Below are 16,839 nucleotides of genomic sequence, written 5' to 3' on the forward strand. Positions count from 1 at the left end.
AGAGGTTTATCGAAGGCCGCCATGCTCCAACTAAAGCGGGCGCTCGTGCTGACACGTGGTGCCCCGTTGAGCGTCAAAGCGGTCATCCATTTCCCAACAAACAAAATAGAATACAGCCACCATGGCCATCCAAAAAGTAAGCACTCCCTGCGGTTCAGGGGTCATTGAAATCGAAACTGGCAAATATGCCCACCTTGCCGACGGTGCTGTCACCGTCCGCCTTGGTGATACCATCGTCATCGTCACTGCTGTCTCCGCCACGAAAGTGAAAGACGGCCAAGACTTCTTCCCGCTCACGGTTGAATACAAAGAAAAAGCCTCCGCAGCCGGTAAGTTCCCTGGTGGTTACTTCAAGCGCGAGGGCCGCCCAACGGAAAAGGAAATCCTCACCGCTCGTATGACGGACCGCCCTCTGCGTCCGCTCTTCCCGAAAGGCTACTACTACGACACCCAGGTGATCACCTTGTTGTTGAGCGCCGATGGCGAAAATGACTCCGATATCCTGAGCATCAACGGAGCTTCTGCTGCTCTTTGCATCTCGGACATTCCTTTTGCAGGCCCGATCGGTGCTGTGCGTGTGGGACGCGTCAATGGCCAGTTTGTGGTGAACCCCACTCACAGCCAGCGTGAATACAGCGACCTCGACCTCGTGTATGTTGGTAACAAGACCGACGTGATCATGATCGAAGGTGCTGCCAACGAGTTGCCTGAAGATCAATTCATCGCTGCCCTTCGCTTCGCTCAGGAAAGCATCCAGGGGATCGTGAAGGCCCAGGAAGAACTCGCCGCTCTGGCTGGTAAGCCAAAGCGTGTGGTGCCTCTCATGCTGGTGAAAGATGAGCTGCTCGAAGTCGCCTACGAAATCGCTGGTGACCGCATCGAAGGCGCTCTCTATCAGCCAAGCAAGGTCGCCCGTGGCAAAGCCGTCGGCGCGCTTAAAGACGAAGTCGAAACCGCCATCAAGTCTCGTTACCCAGAAGCGACTGCTTTTGAAATCAGCCAGGCCTTTGACTACCTCCAGAAGAAAGCTTTCCGCATTTCCATCCTGGATAAACTCAACCGTTGCGACGGTCGTGGCATTGATCAGATCCGCCAGCTCTCCGGCGAAGCTTCCGTGCTGCCTCGCACTCACGGTTCTGCTATCTTCTCCCGCGGTGAAACCCAGGCTCTGGCCATTGCCACACTGGCTCCAGCCGATGAAGCTCAGGAAATGGACACCTACGCCGGTGGTCCAGATACGAAGCGCTTCATTCTTCACTACAACTTCCCTCCGTTCTCCGTCGGTGAGACGGGCCGTTTCGGTGGTCAGAACCGTCGTGAAATCGGTCACGGTGCCTTGGCTGAGCGCTCCATTGAGCCCGTCATTCCACCGAAGGAAAAGTTCCCTTACGCCATCCGCGTGAGCAGCGAGGTGATGAGCTCCAACGGCTCCACTTCCATGGCCTCCGTTTGCTCTGGTGTCATGGCCCTTCTGGACGCGGGTGTTCCCCTCATCCGCCCTGTGGCTGGTATCTCCGTCGGTCTCGTGACCGAGTTCGATGCCAATGATCAGATGAAGCGTTACCTCACCATGATGGACATCCTCGGCTCTGAGGACCACTTCGGTGACATGGACTTCAAACTCTGCGGCACGACCGAAGGTGTGACTGGTTATCAGCTTGACCTTAAGCTTCCTGGTATCCCTCTGAGCATCCTGGAAGAAGCCATCGCGAAAGCCAAGAATGGCCGCACGGAAGTGCTTGGCGCTATGGCAGCTGCGATCGCTGAAGTCCGTCCGCTGAGCCCACACGCTCCTCGCATTGAGATCCTGAAAATCAACCCAGACAAGATCGGTGAACTCATCGGTCCTGGCGGCAAGAACATCAAGGGCATCCAGGCTGAGTCTGGCGCTGAGATCAGCATCGAAGACGACGGCACCATCTATGTTTATGCGACCCGCAAGGAAGGTCTGGAGCGCGCGATCGAGATGATCAGCGGCGTGTCCCAAGAGATCGAACCCGGCAAGATCTACACCGGCAAGATCGTCAGCACGACGAACTTCGGTGCGTTCATGAATCTGGGTGGCAAGAAGGACGGTCTGATCCACATTAGCGAACTGGCCGACTTCCGTGTCAACAAGGTCGAAGACGTCGTCAAGGTAGGTGACATCGTCACCGCCAAATGCCTGGGCATTGACGAAAAAGGCCGCGTGAAGATGAGCCGCAAGGCCGCCATGAAGGAGAAAGACGCTGCAGCTAAGGCTGAAGGCGAGGCCGAAGAGGCTCCTGCTCCTGTGGAAGCTTAACCTTCAAGGTTAACCTCTCTAACCCCCGACTGCCGCAAGGTGGTCGGGGGTTTTTGCTGTTAGGCCTTGTTCATCCAAGTTGTTTGAGGCTTGGGTGTGGACATCGTTACCCCATGGGGCATGGGTTGCTCTTGGACGAGTGTGAAGCCCTAGCTTCTGGCGCAAAGCCGATGCGGTTCACTAAGTACAATCAATCACGCCATCATGGGCGGATGCATCTCGAATCGTGGGATCCGCGCACAGATGGGCCGGCCTTGGCCCGTGGTGCCGAAGAAGGACCCCGTGGCGGTGCTTTCCGCTTTGATTACGTGGTAGGAGTTGTAGCTGAAGGTTTGACCGGGTTCCAGCTTGGGGAACTGACCGACCACTCCATCTCCCTCCACGACGAGGGTATCTCCATCGGTATCTCGGACGATCCACTTGCGGCCAAAGATGTTCACCGTCTCCTGGGAATCGTTGTGGATGGAGACGTGGTAAACGAACGGGTGCGGGCGATCCGGTGGGGCTGGACGCGTTGGATCATACTGGACCTCGTCCACGGTGACGGACAGACCGGTAAGATGCTCAAAACGCACGTTCATATAATTCTCAGATTAAGGGCAGAGCCGCAAAGGTCAAGGCACGCTTGACCTTTGACCCCTTTAGCGGATGACTGTTCATTCATGCTGCCTCCCCCTATCCTTACCATTGCCGGTTCTGACTCGTCTTGCGGTGCTGGGGTGCAAGCTGACTTGAAGGCGATATCTGCCCTGGGATGCTATGCTTTGAATGCTCTGACCAGCGTGGTTTCTGAGACTCCAGGACGAGTTTCTAAAGTTTGTTTGCTGGATGCCGACCTTGTGGCGGATCAGATTCGGGTGCTTTTGGATGCATTTCCCATCGCAGCTGCCAAGACGGGAATGCTGGGAGGACGCTCGCAGGTGGAGGCCGTTGTTCAGGTCTGGAAGGAGCGGTCACTGTCCCAACTACCTCTAGTGGTGGACCCAGTCATGGTCGCCACGGGTGGAGGAAAACTGCTGGAGGATGACGCCATTGAAGTGGTGAAGACTCAGCTTCTTCCTTTGGCGACTTTGATCACGCCCAATATGGATGAGGCGGCTGTGCTCTGGGATCGGCCTGTCACTACGCGGCAGGAGATGGCCGCTTGTGCTCAGGATCTGGCGGCAGCTTTTGGCACGGCGGTTTTGGTGAAAGGCGGGCATCTTATCGGTGCCGCAGCCGATGTCCTGTACATGGCAGGAGAGAAGCTGCATTGGTTTGAAAGTGAGCGCACTGTGGGGGTGCAGACGCACGGCACTGGCTGCACCTACTCTGCAAGTATCGCGACAGGTTTGGGTTTGGGAATGGATCTGCCGCAAGCCATTGATCGAGCGAAACGTTATGTCAGTGCCGCCATCTCAGATTATTTTGCATGGAAAGGCTCTGCTGGCACAGTCCATGCCCTCAATCACCTCACGAATAGCGCCTTATGAAAACCCTCATGGCATGGTCTTTGTTGGCCGGAATCGCCTTGGCGGATGGTGAGTCTCCTTCCAAAGTGGAAGGGGTTTCTCAGTCAGCAGTGCAGTCAGCGTTTCAGATTCTTCGCAGCGAATACATTCGCAGTGGAGATTTGACCTTCGATGAATTGAACCGGGCGGCGTTTCAGGGTTTACTTGAGCGGCTGGATCTCGGGGCTGAACTGGTGAGCAAGGTGGATGCTGAGCGGCCCCTGACACGGCATGGAGTTTTGGCCGAGATGCTGACGGAGCAGATCGCTTACCTGAGGCCATTGGGCTTTGCCGAGGATGAGCCTCATCGGATGAAGAAACTGCTCACTCAGTATGTTGCCGAGAAGATCCCTTATCTGATATTGGACCTGCGCAGCGCGGCCTCTCCCGGGACTTTTGAGACGGCTGCTGCCATGCTGGATCTCTTCATTCCTCGTGGGCAACTGATGTTCAAGCTCAAGCAAGTCGGGCGAGATGATCCTCAGCTTTTCATTGCCAGCCATGAACCGGTGTGGACGAAGCCCTTGGTGGTCCTGGTGGATGGAGAAACCTGTAACCTCGGGGAAACCGTGGCTGCGGTTCTCCAAGATCGCAAGCAAGCCCTCTTGATCGGCAGTAAAACACGAGGGGCGACGGTTCGATACGAGACATTACCCCTGGATGACCAGTGGAAGCTGCGTTTTGCCCGTGCGGAGATGTTATTGGAGGGAGACCGCTCCTTGTTTAAGAAGGGGATCAGCCCCGATTTTCCCCTGGACCTAGCACCTGCCATCAAGCGGCAGATTTTTGATGGAGCTGGTGCGGTCAAGGACGCGCTTTTTGACCATGGGAGGCAGCGCTACAATGAGGCGGCTCTGATCGCGAGGAAGAACCCCGAAATCGACTCCTACATCCGCCGCAGTTCCGGGGAAGTGCTCGAAGATGATCGCCCAGCGATCCGCGACACCGTTCTTCAACGTGCCGTGGATATGCTGAACGCCCGCACCCATTTGCAGGAGACTCGGCTCAAATGGCCGGCAGGCAAATCACGGACTGGAAATTCATCGGCACCTACGATTAAAAAAGCCGAACCTGTGACTCCCCCATGATTCCTGAGACTGTCGATACCACCGTCACCATCCGCTCCCAACACTCCGAGCGCACCTGGCATGCCCTGTTGCCCAATGGGCGTCCTGTGTTGGCCTTTCGTCCGACCGATACCGCCTTGGTTACTCTCCAGGAAGGTCAGCAGGTGCCGGCACGCTTGACGGTGGCTGATTTCTCACGCGCTCTGCTGCTGCTCGGTGAGCATGCGATTGCCTGAAGATCCTCGCTGAGAAGGAGGCGGAAGCGTGAAAGCTCCTTGCCCTCACGCGCTTCCGGGTCATTCTGCACGCCCCTATCATGCGCGTATTGCTTACCACCACCAGCTATCAAGACACCCCAGGAGATCATCATGCCCTGTTAGAATCCCAAGGATTCGAGATTCATCGTGAACGCGGTCCTTTGCCAGAGAGCAAGATGTTGGAGTTGGCGGGGCAGTTTGACGCTTTTCTGTGCGGTGACGATGAAATCACGACGGCGGTTTTGGACAAGGCCCTGCCGCGCCTGAAGGTTATCAGCAAATACGGGATTGGTCTGGATAAGATCAATGTGGAGGAATGTACCGCACGCAAGTTACCCGTGCTTTTCACTCCTGGTGTCAATCACACCACCGTGGCTGAGCATACCTTCTGTTTGCTGCTGGCTCTCGTGCGTAACCTTGTGGATAGCGCCAATGCTGTCAGGGAAGGGCAGTGGAAGCGCGTGACGGGTAATGAGATCTGGAACAAAAAGATCGGTATCGTCGGCCTGGGCCGTATCGGTCAGGAAGTGGCGAAGCGTGCGATTGCCTTTGGTATGGAAGTGCACGGTATGGACATCTATTGGCCCGAGGCCTTCGCGAAGGAAAACAAGGTGACTCGTCACGAGAACATCGAGAGCCTGATCTCCACCGTGGATGTGCTGAGCCTTCACGCTAACCTGAGCGAAAGCACCAAGCACCTCGTCCGGGCTGATCGCATCGCTTTGGCCAAGCCGAGCCTTCTGGTCGTGAATACGTCCCGTGCAGAATTGGTTAATATGCCGGACATGATCGCGGCTCTGAATGAAGGCAAGGTCGGTGGTTATGCCACAGACGTTTTAGACGAGGAACCACCGCCCGCAGATCATCCTCTGCTGAAGCATCCCAAAGCCCTGATCACACCGCACATCGGCTCACGCACCTATGAGAGCGTGCCTCGTCAGGCCATGCGGGCGACCCTGAATCTGGTGAACTTCCTCAAAGGCGAGAAGGATGTGATCCAAGCGAACAAGTTCTAGCTTTAATTGAGATAGCCGTTAGCCGCTCTAAATAAAAAGCAACGGGAGCTTCTGCCAAGAAGCTCCCGTTTGTTTTGTCGCTTTGAAGACGAGCCGTGCCGTTGTGGGATGTGATCAACTGTGGGTGTTGAAACCCAGAAGGCGGCTGAACCGATTGTAGGTCGAGACTTTTTCAACGGGCTGTTCCTCAGTCAGTTGAGGTCGCATCGCCTCAGGCACTTCGGGACCGACAGCATCTCTCTTGCTTGGCTTTGGCGTCGCAGTCACCACCTTGATGGATGATTGCGGCTGGGCTGCGGCGGGTGGAACAGGAGTTGCAGCGGAAGCGGCCACGGGTTGTTCTGGCTCAGACTTGCCCCAAGAGATGAAGGAGAAGAAAGATTTTTTCGCCTTAGGTGCCGCTGGGGTGGCTGGCATCACGGGGCTTGGCTGAGCAGCTTGGGATGGCGATGTCGCTTTGCCCTGTTTAGCAGCCAAGACAGGTGTTTCAACAGGCACAATCGCGGGGGCAGCCGCTGGGCTGACGGGCGCTGGTGCAGGTGCCACTTCAGGTTCGGCAGTATGGGCTTTCTTTCCTCCAGGGAGGTGATCTTTGGTGATCACCACCTTGGCGCCGATGTTCACATCGTTAAAGACGTCCACCACATCCTTCATGCCCATACGGATGCAGCCATAGCTGGCTGGCTGGCCCAAGCGAAATTCCTCGGTGGTGCCATGGATGTAAATGAAGCGGCGCATGGCATTGCGGTTATTGCTCTCCAAACCACGCAGCCAGAGAATGCGAGACACGATGGGATCGCGGCCCGGGGCATTCGGCTTGAGAACTTCGCCATTCCAGTGGCGGCTTTTGAGAACAGCGCCTGTGGGGAGACCGTGGCCAATCTTGGCGATGATCTCATGCTTGCCAGTCGGTGTGCAATAGCTGTTAGGCTTGTCACCCAGACCGAACTTGGAGGTGGAGATGACATATTGCTTTTGCAACACACCCTCATGGTAGAGGCCCATGCGCTGATCTTTGACGCTCACCACCACTTCGGATTTAGGTGTGGAGGTGCATTGGCAAAGCATTGCTCCGCCCACAAGTGCAAGCCCCAGCCTGACGATGGCCGGCTGAGCGAAGCGAGAATTCGGGAGAGAAGCGATAGAGTGCATCGGCTTGCTAAATTTAATAGAAGTTAAAGAACCTGCAATCGTATTTGAGGGAAACATCAAGGCGTGAAAGAATCTTTCAAGTTTGGCATGCCCCCTAGTGGCCAGTGCAATCTGCCTGCCAAGTGGGCCTAGTTTTTTACGTTCGGGGGCTGGCATTTGTCTTTTGGATCTTTCTTGGCATGCTCTGGCGATGACTCGCGAAGCTGCTGCCCAGATCCTAGAACGAATTGCTCTACTCCTAGAACTCAAAGGCGAAAATCCGTTCAAAATCCGCGCCTACAAAACGGGGGCGGAAGTGGTGGAAAGTTATGCCGGCGATGTCATGCAACTTGCAATAGAAAACAAGTTGGCGGGAATCAAAGGCATCGGAGATGCCCTTCGTGACAAGCTTCATGAGATGGCCACGACCGGAAAACTGGAGTTTTATGAAAACCTACGGTCAGAATTTCCAGAAAGCCTGTTTGAGCTTTTTGAGGTCCAGGGGTTGGGGCCAAAGAAGATCGCTGCCCTTTACACCGAGCTTGGGGTGGGATCGATCGCGGACCTGAAACGTGTCTGTGAAAGTGGCGAAGCGGCACGCCTGAGTGGCTTCGGTGGGAAGACGGTGGTCAAAATCTTGGAGAGCATTGCCTTCCGTAGTGAGCACGCCTCGGAGTTCCGTGTGGACCAAGTGTATGGCCTTGCGATGGATATTCTGGAAGCGCTTCGCTCACACCCGGCGGTGTCTCGCGCGGAGGTGTGTGGCAGTTTCCGACGTGGAAAAGAGACCGTTCATGATCTGGATTTCCTTTGCTCCACACGAAAGCCGGAGGAGGTCATCGAATACTTTGTGAAGCTACCCATGGTGGAGAAGGTCATCGCGCATGGAGGCACGAAAGCCAGCGTCTATGCGCCGAACGGGGTGCAGTGTGATCTGCGCGCGGTCAGTGCCCAGGAGTTCCCTTACGCACTCATTTACTTTACGGGAAGCAAGGAGCATAACGTCGAGCTTCGTCAGCGTGCTCTCGATCAAGGTTGGTCGCTCAATGAGTATGCCTTCACACCCGTGGAGGGGAAGGAGTCTCGTCCACTTCCCTCCGTTCATGATGAAGCTGAACTGTATCGTTCGTTAGGTCTGGATTTCATCGAACCTGAATTGCGTGAAAACATCGGTGAATTCGAAGCGGCCGAGAAAGGTCAACTGCCACATCTCATCCAGCTCGAAAACCTGCGTGGGGTCTTCCACAATCACACCACGGCCAGTGACGGCATGGCCAGCCTGCGGGAGATGGCCGAAGCGGCACGAGATTTAGGCATGCAATACCTGGGGATCGCCGATCATAGCAAGAGCAGCTTCCAAGCGAACGGCCTGAATGAGACGCGTTTGCTGGCCCAGATCGAAGAGATTCGTGAAATGAACGAGGAGTTCGAAGGCCATTTTCGACTCTTCAGTGGCACCGAGGTGGATATTCTCAAAGATGGTTCTTTGGACTTCTCCGATGAGATCCTGGCACAGCTCGACTATTGCGTGGCCAGTGTGCACAACGTCTTCAATCTGCCGGAAGCCGAGATGACCCAACGCATCATCCGTGCGATTGAAAATCCCCATGTCACCATGCTGGGACACGTCACAGGTCGCCTACTCTTGCAGCGTCCATCCTATGCGGTGAATATCCCCGCGATCATTGATGCCGCTGCGGAAACAGGCACCATCATCGAGCTCAATGCCAGCGCTTGGCGCTTGGACATGGACTGGCGCTGGTGGAAGCTGGCGAAGGAAAAAGGTGTTAAATGCAGCATCAATCCCGATGCCCACAGCACCCGAGGCCTGCAGGATGTTTTGTTCGGCATTCGTTCCGCCCGCAAAGGCTGGCTGACGCGCAAGGATGTGATCAACTGCCTGCCTCTGGGTGAAGTGGAGAAGGTCTTGAAGAAGAAACGGCCTGACTGAGACGACCATTCTTAAGCTAGCACTCCCTTCACCACATTCGCTTTCTCCACACCAGTGAGTCGGAAGTCGAGACCTTGGGAGCGGAAGGTGAAGCGTTCGTGGTCGATGCCGAGGAGGTGCATCACGGTGGCATGGAGATCACGCACGTGGACGGGATTCTCCGCGACGTTGTAGCTGAAGTCATCGGTGGAACCGTAGGTGAGACCGGCTTTGACGCCCCCACCCGCCATCCACATGGTGAAGCAGCGTGGATGATGATCACGTCCGGCTTCGGGGCTGTCCCATTGGCCTTGGCCGGCGACACCGCGCCCAAATTCACCGCCCCAGATGACCAGGGTTTCATCCAGTAGACCACGTTGTTTCAGATCCTTGATCAGAGCGGCGCTGGGTTGATCCGTATCTCGGCAACGGGCTGTGCACCAGCTTGGCAGGCGGCTGTGGTGATCCCAATCGGGGTGGAAAAGCTGAATGAAACGAACACCACGCTCAGCTAGGCGGCGCGCCTGGATGCAATTGGCGGCATAGCTGCCTGCTCGACGGGAGTCGGGACCGTAGAGATCAAACACGGAATCCGGTTCATCGCTCAGGTCCGTCAATTCAGGCACACTGGCCTGCATGCGATAAGCCATTTCATACTGGCGGATGCGTGTGGTGATTTCGGCATCGTTGGTTTGGGCAAAGCGCATTTGATTCAGCTCGGCCAATCCATCCAACATACCGCGGCGAAGATGACGCGGTAAGCCCTCGGGATCACGTAGATACAGCACGGGGTCTTTGGAGTTGCGAAGCTTGACGCCCTGATAACGAGATGGAAGAAAACCACTGCCCCAGTAGTGATCGTAGAGCGGTTGGTCACTCGGGCGCTGCATCTTGGAGATGAGCACCAGATAATCGGGAAGGTTTTTGTTCAGGCTACCCAGGCCGTAGCTGATCCAGGAGCCCATGCTCGGGCGACCCGGGATCTGATTGCCCGTCAAAAACTGCGTCATGGCAGGCGCGTGATTGATCTGATCCGTGGTCATGGACTTGATGAAACAAAGTTCATCCGCCACTTCACCGAGATGAGGCAGCCACTCGCTGATGGTGGCTCCGCTTTGGCCATGACGAGAAAACTTGGTGATGCCGGGTAGAATGAGTTGCTTCTGATTGGCCGTCATGGTGGTCAGGCGCTGTCCCTGACGCACTGACTCCGGCAACTCGGTGCCTGCCCACTTCATCAAGCCGGGTTTGTGATCATACAGCTCAAGCTGTGAAGGACCACCCGACTGGGTAAGAAAGATCACACGTTTGGCTTTGGGCGCAAAGTGAGGGAGTCCTGGCAACCCCATGGTAGAGGACTCGGCTGCCGCGGTCCTGCCTAACAAGGAAGATAACGCCATCGCGCCGACCGAAACACCGGTGCATTGACCGAGGAAGTAGCGGCGGGTGGTGTGGAGTGGTTCAGGACTCATGATAAAAGGTAAGAATGTGATGACTGAGTCAGGCTTCACTCATGCGTGATGGCTTCATCCAGGTTAAGAACGAGGCTGGCAACAAGGGCGTAGGCCGCTTGTTCATGCGGCGGCACTTGGTTGTGGGGCAGTCGCAGATAGCTTTCGGCGTCTTGAGGGTGCGCTTGGTAGTGCTTGAGGGCACGGTCTAACTCACGGGTCAAAATGTGGAGTTCTTGAGAGGAGGCTGAACGAGACAAGACGCCTTCAAACAAGTCATTGAGACGCTGTTCGGGAGTGATTTTCTTGTGCAGGACCTGTTGAGCGAGCGTTTCCGCAGCTTCCCGCATGGTCGCATCATTGAGCAGAGTCAGGGCCTGGAGGGGCGTGTTGGTGCGATTCATGCCGACTTCACAGACACGACGTTGGGCGCTATCAAAAAGGAAGGTGGGGGCGATGCTACGGCGCCAGAAAGCGTAGAGAGTGCGGCGGTATTGAGCGGCTCCCTCGCTGGGCTGATAGGTGAAGCGGCCCATGAAGTTTTCCTCCCAGACGCCTTCGGGTTGATAAGGGCGCACGGGCGGGCCTCCCAAAGCGGGGTTCAACAGGCCTGAGACGGTGAGGGCGGCATCGCGTAACATCCAGCTAGGGAGTCGGAAACGCGGTCCACGTGCGAGCAGACGATTCTGCGGATCCCGTTCGATGAGATCCGCACTGGTTGCTGAATCCTGGCGATACGTCTCACTGGTGACGATTTGCCGAATCAGATGCTTCACATCCCAGCCATGCTTCATGAAATCGACTGCGAGCCAATCCAATAACTCCGGATGGGTGGGGCGTTCTCCCTGCAAGCCGAAATCGTCGGGTGTGCGCACCAGCCCATACCCGAAGAACATCTGCCACAAGTGATTGACGAAAACACGAGCGGTGAGGGGATTTTCCTTGGATGTGATCCAGCGGGCAAGGCCTAACCGATTGCGTGATTCACCTGAGGGCCAGGCCGCGATGGCTGCTGGAACGTCTTGCTGAACCTTGTCGCCATGTTTGTCCCAGACACCACGGACTAGGATGTGGGTTTCACGCGGTTCTTTGCGTTCGGCTAAAACCATGACGCTGAGTTTGCCCGCGCCGGCTTTGACTTCCTGAAGCTGAGCGGTTGCGCGCTCCAGGGCCGTTTTGGCTTCTTGATAAGGTGCGTAGTCCTCTAGGAACTGAGCGAAGAGGCGGTCATGCAAGGCTGGAGGAAGTTGGTCGAGGTCTTTGATTCCTGCGCTGGCTAACTGTTCCAGAGGGGCTGGCTCCAGGCTATTCACGGCAGGGCCGGGTTGATCCGTGATGGAAAGACGAAAGCGCCCAATATTGGCATCTCCCTGGGTGGAGCGATGCAGCATTTCAAAGATGAGCTCTTCCTCCGCATCCAGCGACAAAGGGGCGGCAAGCGCAAACACGGCCGTGTGAGGCTGCGTTTGTTGGGCCCCACGAGTCGTCCAGCCATTGCGCGGATCATCATCCAGGGTGCCTTTGACACTGCCATACTCGCGGGCGGCCTTTTTATCGGTGGGAGTGAACTCGGCGTCGGCCACCGCATTCTTCACGGCGATGTCGCGGATCTGGGTGCTGCCTCGGCGGCGCACCTGAACTTTAATGTCTGTCAGGATGAACTCTCCTGAAGCTCCTCGTGATAAACCTCCCTGAGTATGACTGGCGTGGGGAAACACTTCCAGCTTCAGGCCTGTGATGCGTGACTGTTTCACGGGCGCGATGAGCCGATAGTCATCCTGCTTTCGATTCGGACCTGAGGCCTGCACGGTGCCGTCTTTTTCTTGTTTCAGGAGGGTGCCTTCCTCGGACTCCAATTGGCCGTGCAGCACCTGCCACGCTTTGTAACTGGGCTTGGTGCTTTGCCACCGATCTTGGAGCCAGTTCTTAAAAGGTGATTCAGCAGCGGCACGTGCTTGCTTTTCCAGAGGCGTCCGCTCAGCCACCAGCGCTTCCGCTTCGCGAACGGCTCGTTTGGAGAGGGGCGATTGATAGCTCAGGTAGGGCTTAGCATTCGTGCCTGCACGGCCATCTTCATCGATGCTATTGAAGAAAGCTGCGAGGCTGTAGTAGTCCGCATGAGTGATGGGATCAAACTTGTGCGTGTGACATTGCGTGCAACCTAACGTTAGGCCGAGCCAAACCGTGCCGGTGGTATTGACGCGATCAATCACATAATCTACCCGCGACTCCTCTTTATCCCGCCCTCCTTCACCATTGGTCATGTGGTTGCGGTGAAAACACGTGGCGATCTTTTGTTCTGCGGTGGCATTGGGCAAGAGGTCGCCTGCGAATTGTTCCAGCGTGAATTGATCGAAGGGTTTGTTCTCGTTGAAGGACTGCACCACGTAGTCTCGCCAGGGCCAGTTGGTTCGGTTGGCATCCGCCTGGAATCCATCGGTGTCTGCATACCTGGCGGCATCCAGCCACCACATGGCCATGCGTTCACCGAAGTGTGGGGAGGCTAACAAGCGATCCACCGTTTCCTCAAACTGAGGGGGTGAAAAAGCGGCGACATCCGCAGGCGTCGGCGGAAGGCCCGTGAGGTCGAAGGAGAGCCGGCGCAGGAGCGTGTGTGGAGGTGCTTCTGGGGAAGGGGAGAGACCCTCTTTGGACAATCGAGCTCGAACCCAGTGATCCACGGGATGCCCTTTCACCGGTCGCTGAACAGGCTTCTCAAAGGCCCAATGCTTACCCCAGGGGGCTCCTTCTTGAATCCAGCGTTGGAGAGTCGCTGTTTGGTCTGCGGTGAGCCGAGGTTTATGGGACTTCGGCGGGGGCATCAGATCGTCGAGATTCTCGGTGAGAATCCGGCTGATGAAATCACTGGCGTGGGGCTGGCCAGGCTTGATCACTGCGAGGGCTCCCTCACGAGTGTCGAGTCTCAAATCCGCTTTGCGATGCGCTTCATCTTGGCCATGGCAGCTCAGACAATTGTCAGAGAGAATGGGCAAGACGTCTCGACTAAAGCTCACCGGCTCCACTGCCACGATAAAGGCGGGCAGTGAAAGAAGGATGGACAGCAGCAGACGGGGGGACATGGAGTTAACCATGCCATAAGGAACGGTCCGCACCATGCAGGGTGCAGGATTTGCCTTTGGATTATCCGGCTATGCTGAGGCGGTTGTGGAGATAGGCTCCGAAATCGTCTCCGGGAGGCCCAAAATCATCTCCGCAGGGCCGGGTGCTTGCGCCTGGATTGCTGCCAACGGTCCTTGCAAAAGCGTCCAGCTCAAACCCTCGCGATAGCGTGATTTCCAGTGTCCGCGACGCAGGACGGTATCCGCTGCGCCATGGCGAAGGTAGGCGAAATAACGCTTGTGACTCAGCGCGAGACGAAGCGCGGAAACATCTTCTGTTAGGCTGACGAGATGCATGGGACGCACCGGGCCTTTGGAGGATTCCTCTTCATACACAAGGATGGCTGCAAGGGCTGAATCTGCCGCTCCCAGGTCCAGATCCCATATGATCAATGGGGTTGCCTCCTCCGGAGATTGATCGGCGGGTAAACGAAGATGAAGGGCCAGTTGAGCCGCTTGGGGCCATTGATGGATATCAGCCTCCGTGGGGACGGTTTTGCCCGAGGTGACATGCACAATGCGGGCGGGTTTGCCGGGATCGAGTTGGAGTTCGTAATCGCCGATTCGGTGACCGTGATCGGGACTGATGACGGGTGGGCGTTCCTGGGTAACAGGGAAGTCGAGATCTTCGGCCTGGAGGATCTGACGCTTTTCCTCATACAGCTTCAGAAAGCAATCCTCCAAGATGCTCTGACGGATCTCTCGCATCAGTTGATGGTAGAAATGAATGTTATGCTGGCCCATGAGCTGCCAGCCCAAGGGTTCTTGAGTTTTGACCAAGTGATGCAGGTAAGCCCGGCTGTATTTCTGGCATGCTGAACAGGTGCAGGCGGGATCAAGCGGTCGATCCGAGAACTTATGCACGGTGCGACGGATCTGAACCATACCACGCGAAGTGAAAGCGGTGCCATGCTTAGCCACCTGCGTGGGGATGATGCAGTCAAACATATCCACTCCGCGATGCACTGCCTCCAGCACATCCAGAGGCGTGCCGACACCCATGAGGTAACGCGGACGATCCTCCGGCAGGAGTGCGGCGGTGACTTCGCAGGTGTCTTCGCGCTCTTGTTTGGCCTCCCCGACCGCCAAGCCGCCGATGGCAAATCCATCAAAAGGAAGCTGCATCAGCCCCTCGGCACTCTCCTGCCGCAGGTGCGGATACAAGGCTCCCTGAACAATGCCGAACATGGATTGAGGCGAGTCCTTGCGCGCCGCCAGACTGCGCACGGCCCAGCGTTGGGTAATTTGGAGCGCCGCCCGGGCTGCCTTTTCATCCGCTGTCGAGGGGATGCACTGATCCAGCACCATCATGATATCACTGCCGATGGCCATCTGAGTTTCGATGCTCAGTTCAGGACTCAGCAGGATGCGGCGGCCATCTACATAACTCTGAAACACCGCGCCTTCTTCACGCATGGAACGGGAGTGAGGAAGCGAGAAGATCTGATACCCGCCTGAATCCGTGAGCACGGAGCCCGGCCACTGCATGAAAGGATGGATGCCTCCCATCTTCTGAAACACCTCCGGACCGGGGCGTAGTAGCAGGTGATAGGTATTGGCCAGGAGGATTTGTGAACCCGACTCATGTAGGCTCTCGGGAAGCTGCGCCTTCACAGTCGCCTGGGTGCCGACCGGCATGAACAAAGGCGTGCGCACGGTGGTATGCAGCGTGCGGAAAGTGGCGGCACGAGCGCGCGAACCGCTGGCGCGGGCTTCTAGGCGAAAGTCGAGTCGGGAGGGGGACATGAACTCCTCTCCCTATCGCTGATTCAGGCCACGTCGAGAGGCAATGATGGCGTGAGGCCCATGTTATCCGCGACGGATCTCTGATCCCTTGAACCGGATGCCAAAGCGAAAGACCTTTTTCTTCCGGCACTGGATCTGACCGGTTTGGAGATCAAACTTCTCAGGGATCTCAATGTGATGGAGATCCACGGTTGCGTGGAAACCGCGCTCGGAGAAGACATCGATCAAAATCGCCAGGGCCTGAGGATCGTGAAAGAGAGCATCTTCCGAATTGATATCCGCCCGGCCTGAGATGGCGTGGCGAACGATGATGGGCATCATCTTTTCTTCGATGAAGGTCACCACGGCGTTCATCAGGTCAGGTTTCTCAACCTTGTAGCTATCCAACCGCCGCACCAGATCCTGGCGAGCATGACGGACGATCTCGCTGGCCAGCGGCAGCTTGCGCAGAAGGTCGAAGGTGCGGGGATCCAGTTCAAGGGAGCTCTGGTATTCGAGTTCGCGAACGATGTTTTCCTGCACCCGCTCCAGCGAGGCCTGGGCATTGATGAAGTGATAGTGGAAGATCTCCTTCAGGGAAACCAAGGCATCATAGGTCTTTTCTTTGAAGACCTTGTAACGATTCCGTGCCAGAGCGGGATCAAAGTCCGTCGCTCGTTCCTCCCAGAGTTCACCTAGACCGGAGCGGCGCACCTCTTCATTGTGAGCCAGCACTTCCTGACCGCGCTTGAGCTGTCGAGCGATGCTTTCGCTCTCATCCACGAACAGCACCATGATGTGAAAGATGGGCTGCTTGAAATGGAAGGCTTCGGGGGTTTCGGAGAAGTCGCGGCGCAGCCGCATCATTTCATCGAAGAGCAATTTCAGACACTCCACCTGAACCTTGGTGCGAGGGAATCCATCCAGGATGGCACCATTCTGTTGCTCAGGTTCCAGCAGCTTGCGGATGAGAATGCTGACCACTTCTCGATCTCCCACCATGCCGCCTTGGGACTTGAGTTTTTTAGCCTCAGGGCTGTCGAGCAGCGCACTCACCACGATGGGTTCCGCCGTGATGCCTCGGAGTTTCCGAATGAAATCGGTGTTGGTCCCTTTCCCCGCGCCGGGGGCACCGCCGAGCAAAATGAGCTCTTTTGGGAAGCGCAGTTTCTCGCGTCCATATTCGTCCTCCAGCTCTTTCCAGACTTGGCTGAAGATGATCTGAGCATCCTTGATTTCCAGATCCGCCGGAGCGGTGGATTTGACGGGTGAGGGTTCGGCAGGGGTGGGATGCATGCCGTGGGATTATCCCAAGGGAAGGGACTTGCCAAGCGGATTCAAGGAGCGGCACTTGCCAAGTGCCGGGAAT

12 protein-coding genes are annotated in these 16,839 nt (G+C 56.4%); 6 read left to right on the plus strand and 6 right to left on the minus strand.

Annotated features, from left to right (window positions below; genetic code table 11):
* Positions 1-121 precede the first annotated feature (121 nt).
* The gene (locus B5D61_RS09625) at positions 122-2,284 is read left to right on the plus strand and encodes a polyribonucleotide nucleotidyltransferase (protein WP_078813129.1); all 2,163 of its coding nucleotides are present in this window, start codon (positions 122-124) and stop codon (positions 2,282-2,284) included.
* Positions 2,285-2,478: 194 nt separating this feature from the next.
* Here the strand turns inward: B5D61_RS09625 and B5D61_RS09630 are convergent, their stop codons facing one another.
* The gene (locus B5D61_RS09630; RefSeq protein WP_176159328.1) at positions 2,479-2,865 is read right to left on the minus strand and encodes an ApaG domain-containing protein; all 387 of its coding nucleotides are present in this window, start codon (positions 2,863-2,865) and stop codon (positions 2,479-2,481) included.
* A gap of 81 nt (positions 2,866-2,946) precedes the next feature.
* On the opposite strand from B5D61_RS09630, the gene thiD reads away from it, so the two are divergent.
* The 4 genes from thiD (at position 2,947) to B5D61_RS09650 (ending at position 6,114) form a co-directional block, all read left to right on the plus strand.
* Positions 2,947-3,756, plus strand: coding sequence for a bifunctional hydroxymethylpyrimidine kinase/phosphomethylpyrimidine kinase (gene thiD, locus B5D61_RS09635; protein ID WP_078813130.1), 810 nt, complete (start codon positions 2,947-2,949; stop codon positions 3,754-3,756).
* On the plus strand, positions 3,753-4,862 hold the full coding sequence (locus tag B5D61_RS09640) for a S41 family peptidase (protein WP_078813131.1): 1,110 nt from the start codon (positions 3,753-3,755) through the stop codon (positions 4,860-4,862). Before thiD ends, B5D61_RS09640 begins: the two co-directional genes overlap by 4 nt.
* Positions 4,859-5,077, plus strand: coding sequence for a hypothetical protein (locus B5D61_RS09645; protein WP_078813132.1), 219 nt, complete (start codon positions 4,859-4,861; stop codon positions 5,075-5,077). Before B5D61_RS09640 ends, B5D61_RS09645 begins: the two co-directional genes overlap by 4 nt.
* 80 nt (positions 5,078-5,157) lie before the next feature.
* A complete protein-coding gene (locus B5D61_RS09650; RefSeq protein WP_245846518.1) occupies positions 5,158-6,114 on the plus strand; it encodes a phosphoglycerate dehydrogenase in 957 nt (318 codons plus the stop codon).
* A 114-nt stretch (positions 6,115-6,228) separates the two neighbouring features.
* Here B5D61_RS09650 and B5D61_RS09655 read toward each other — a convergent pair whose 3' ends face one another.
* Positions 6,229-7,266, minus strand: coding sequence for a L,D-transpeptidase (locus tag B5D61_RS09655; protein WP_176159329.1), 1,038 nt, complete (start codon positions 7,264-7,266; stop codon positions 6,229-6,231).
* Positions 7,267-7,456: 190 nt separating this feature from the next.
* Here B5D61_RS09655 and polX point away from each other — a divergent pair, with 190 nt between their 5' ends.
* Positions 7,457-9,196 (plus strand): DNA polymerase/3'-5' exonuclease PolX, encoded by a 1,740-nt coding sequence (polX, locus tag B5D61_RS09660; protein WP_078813135.1) that lies wholly within the window; start codon positions 7,457-7,459, stop codon positions 9,194-9,196.
* 11 nt (positions 9,197-9,207) lie between these two features.
* On the opposite strand, the gene B5D61_RS09665 is transcribed toward polX, so the two are convergent.
* From B5D61_RS09665 to B5D61_RS09680, 4 genes are all read right to left on the minus strand, one after another.
* On the minus strand, positions 9,208-10,647 hold the full coding sequence (locus B5D61_RS09665) for a DUF1501 domain-containing protein (RefSeq protein ID WP_078813136.1): 1,440 nt from the start codon (positions 10,645-10,647) through the stop codon (positions 9,208-9,210).
* Positions 10,648-10,682: 35 nt separating this feature from the next.
* Positions 10,683-13,706 (minus strand): PSD1 and planctomycete cytochrome C domain-containing protein, encoded by a 3,024-nt coding sequence (locus B5D61_RS09670; RefSeq protein ID WP_078813310.1) that lies wholly within the window; start codon positions 13,704-13,706, stop codon positions 10,683-10,685.
* Between the two features lie 69 nt (positions 13,707-13,775).
* Complete coding sequence (tgt, locus tag B5D61_RS09675; RefSeq protein WP_078813137.1) at positions 13,776-15,491, minus strand: tRNA guanosine(34) transglycosylase Tgt; 1,716 nt, start codon at positions 15,489-15,491, stop codon at positions 13,776-13,778.
* Positions 15,492-15,554: 63 nt separating this feature from the next.
* Complete coding sequence (locus tag B5D61_RS09680; RefSeq protein WP_078813138.1) at positions 15,555-16,766, minus strand: nucleoside monophosphate kinase; 1,212 nt, start codon at positions 16,764-16,766, stop codon at positions 15,555-15,557.
* Positions 16,767-16,839 lie beyond the last annotated feature (73 nt).

Source organism: Prosthecobacter debontii (assembly GCF_900167535.1).
GTDB classification, from domain to species: domain Bacteria; phylum Verrucomicrobiota; class Verrucomicrobiia; order Verrucomicrobiales; family Verrucomicrobiaceae; genus Prosthecobacter; species Prosthecobacter debontii.

Bases quoted from the DNA above. Each gene is read 5' to 3' on its own strand.
- B5D61_RS09645 (WP_078813132.1), top strand. From the start codon at position 4,859: ATGATTCCTGAGACTGTCGATACCACCGTCACCATCCGCTCCCAACAC.
- B5D61_RS09625 (WP_078813129.1), top strand. From the start codon at position 122: ATGGCCATCCAAAAAGTAAGCACTCCCTGCGGTTCAGGGGTCATTGAA.
- B5D61_RS09650 (WP_245846518.1), top strand. From the start codon at position 5,158: ATGCGCGTATTGCTTACCACCACCAGCTATCAAGACACCCCAGGAGAT.
- B5D61_RS09640 (WP_078813131.1), top strand. From the start codon at position 3,753: ATGAAAACCCTCATGGCATGGTCTTTGTTGGCCGGAATCGCCTTGGCG.
- B5D61_RS09655 (WP_176159329.1), bottom strand. From the start codon at position 7,266: ATGCACTCTATCGCTTCTCTCCCGAATTCTCGCTTCGCTCAGCCGGCC.
- B5D61_RS09680 (WP_078813138.1), bottom strand. From the start codon at position 16,766: ATGCATCCCACCCCTGCCGAACCCTCACCCGTCAAATCCACCGCTCCG.
- B5D61_RS09630 (WP_176159328.1), bottom strand. From the start codon at position 2,865: ATGAACGTGCGTTTTGAGCATCTTACCGGTCTGTCCGTCACCGTGGAC.
- polX (WP_078813135.1), top strand. From the start codon at position 7,457: ATGACTCGCGAAGCTGCTGCCCAGATCCTAGAACGAATTGCTCTACTC.
- B5D61_RS09665 (WP_078813136.1), bottom strand. From the start codon at position 10,647: ATGAGTCCTGAACCACTCCACACCACCCGCCGCTACTTCCTCGGTCAA.
- tgt (WP_078813137.1), bottom strand. From the start codon at position 15,491: ATGTCCCCCTCCCGACTCGACTTTCGCCTAGAAGCCCGCGCCAGCGGT.
- B5D61_RS09670 (WP_078813310.1), bottom strand. From the start codon at position 13,706: ATGTCCCCCCGTCTGCTGCTGTCCATCCTTCTTTCACTGCCCGCCTTT.
- thiD (WP_078813130.1), top strand. From the start codon at position 2,947: ATGCTGCCTCCCCCTATCCTTACCATTGCCGGTTCTGACTCGTCTTGC.